Below are 2,189 nucleotides of genomic sequence, written 5' to 3' on the forward strand. Positions count from 1 at the left end.
GCCGAGGACCTCGCCCAGGCGGCCATGGGCCATTTCGGCCTGCGCTACCTCGCCGCCTTCGGGCCCGGCGTCCCGGACGGCGTGATCAGCCTCGACGCGATGGCCCTGGAACGCGGGGTCGCCGAGCCGGTGGCGAGCCGCGGCCTCGTGACCTTCGTGGCGGGCGACCCGGGCCGGCCGGTCTACCGCGCCCCGCCGCCTGTCTACGTGGAAGAGGATTACGGTCCGGTCTGCCACTTCGAGCGCCGCCGCACGATCGACCCCTACGGCGACGTCTACATCCGGCGCGTCCGCGTCTGCGAATAAGCGGCTTCGGGGGTCGCCGCGGCGGCCGGCGCCGGCTTCAGGCGCTCGGCACAGGCGATCCCCCCGAGCACCAGGGCCAGGGCGACGGCTTGAGTCGCCCCGAACGGCTCGCCGACCAGCAGGACGGCGAGGCCCGCGCCGAAAATCGGCACGAGGTTGACGAACAGGCCGGCCCGGTTCGGGCCGATCAGTTCGACCCCGCGCATGAAGAACAACTGCGCTAGCAGCGACGGCCCAAGGCCCACGAAGGCGACCATCGCCCAGCCCGCCAGCCCGGGCCAGACCGCATGCCCCGTGGCCCACTCGACGGCGAGGGGCGGCAGCGAGGTCACGAAGGCGGCGATCGCCATGGCGGCGAAGAACGCCAGCGCCGTCACCTTCGGGCGCGTCGGCAGGAAGATCGTGTAGCCCGCGTAGAGCAGGCAGGCGCCGAACACGAGGACGTCGCCACGGTTGAAATCGAGGCGCGTCAGGACCGACCAGTCGCCGTGCGTTGCGGCGATGCCGGCGCCGATCAGCGTCAGGACCACGCCAAGCATCTGGCCGAGGGTGACCGGCACCCGGTAGGCCACGCGGTTGAGCAGGATCACCAGGACCGGGATCGCTCCCTGGAACAGCGCCAGGTTGACCGCTCCGGTGTGGACGCCGGCGGCGTAGAACAGGCAGTTGAAAGCAGTGTAGCCGAGGCCGCCCATCAGCAGGATGCGCAGCCAGTGGGGGCGCAGGAGCGGCCATTCCGCCACGAGCCTGCGGGCCGCGAACGGCGCGAGCGCAGTGCAGGCCACAGCCCAGCGCAGCGTCGTGATCACCTGCGGCGAGACGTGCCCCGGAGCCCAGCGGCTGCTGACCGCGTTTCCGGCCCAGAGCAACGCCGTGAGCGTGAGGAGCAGATAGGCCGGCGCGACCGAGGAAACCCGGGTCGCGCGCTCAGCCATCAGCGGCGGCGGAACTGACCGCCCCGCACCTGCGGACGCGGACCCGCGGAGCGCTCGTCCTTGTGACGGAACACCAGGCGGCCCTTCTCGAGGTCGTAGGGCGACATCTCGACCGTAACCCGATCACCCGCCAGCGTCTTGATGCGGTTCTTCTTCATCTTGCCGGCCGTGTAGGCGACGATCTCGTGACCCTGGTCGAGCTGCACGCGGTAGCGCGCGTCCGGCAAGATCTCGATCACGAGACCGTCGAACTGCATCAATTCTTCTTTCGCCATGCACCTTCTCCAGTCGGACCGTCCGGCAGCAGGCGTTCCGGCAAAACTTCAACGGCTGTCATCAAGCTCGGGAAACGCCGCAGGGCGCGGATCCGATCCGACGGACGGTCCGCGCCTGCTCAGCGACGCTGCCCGCATTTAGTCGTCGCACGATCCCGCGGCAAGTCACGCCGTGCCGATCGGACTGGATATCGAGCCCCGGATGATGCGCGCAACCGCTGATTTGGCATCATCTTTTCCAAAAAACTGGCGGCCATCTCAGGAATGCCGCGTCCGGACCGCCCTCGGATCGCGGTCCCGGGCGGCCCGCGCTCACGGACCGGAGACGTCGTTGCCGGCGTAGTCTAGGCGCCCGTCCGGCGTCCGCCGCCAGACCCGCAGGGTGACCGGACCGGTGATCCGGTCGCCACGTTCGTCGAAGCCGACCGGACCGAGGATCGTGCGCGCAGGCTGGGTGCCGTGCAGCGCCTCGGCGACTTTGCGGCCGTCCGGAACGCGCACGGCTTTCGGGTCCGCCGCGCGGGCGCGCTCCAAGCCTTGAGCCAGCACTTCCACCGCCGCGTAGCCCGAAGCCGCGACGCTCTCGGCCTCTGGGCTGCGCGCCGTCGCCTTGCCGCCCTTCGGCTCGGGCAGGCGCGGCGGATCGGGGGGCAGGGTCATCACGGTCCCCTCC

Annotated in this window: 3 protein-coding genes and 1 pseudogene; 1 reads left to right on the plus strand and 3 read right to left on the minus strand. The window is 70.6% G+C overall.

Annotated features, from left to right (window positions below; all coding sequences use genetic code 11):
- Window positions 1-24: 24 nt before the first annotated feature.
- Window positions 25-306 (plus strand): hypothetical protein, encoded by a 282-nt coding sequence (locus FV228_RS34465; protein ID WP_246694049.1) that lies wholly within the window; start codon window positions 25-27, stop codon window positions 304-306.
- On the opposite strand, the gene FV228_RS27380 is transcribed toward FV228_RS34465, so the two are convergent.
- The 3 genes and pseudogenes from FV228_RS27380 to FV228_RS27390 all read right to left on the minus strand — a co-directional run.
- Window positions 276-1,241: a DMT family transporter gene (locus FV228_RS27380; protein WP_147857390.1), complete on the minus strand. Its 966-nt coding sequence runs from the start codon at window positions 1,239-1,241 to the stop codon at window positions 276-278. The genes FV228_RS34465 and FV228_RS27380 overlap by 31 nt on opposite strands.
- On the minus strand, window positions 1,241-1,516 hold the full coding sequence (gene infA / locus FV228_RS27385; RefSeq protein ID WP_007561169.1) for a translation initiation factor IF-1: 276 nt from the start codon (window positions 1,514-1,516) through the stop codon (window positions 1,241-1,243). The genes FV228_RS27380 and infA overlap by 1 nt, the downstream gene beginning before the upstream one ends.
- A gap of 312 nt (window positions 1,517-1,828) precedes the next feature.
- Window positions 1,829-2,189 (minus strand): annotated as a pseudogene (locus FV228_RS27390) (ABC transporter substrate-binding protein); the annotation flags it as partial.

Source organism: Methylobacterium sp. WL18 (genome assembly GCF_008040015.1).
Taxonomy (GTDB): Bacteria; Pseudomonadota; Alphaproteobacteria; order Rhizobiales; family Beijerinckiaceae; genus Methylobacterium; species Methylobacterium mesophilicum.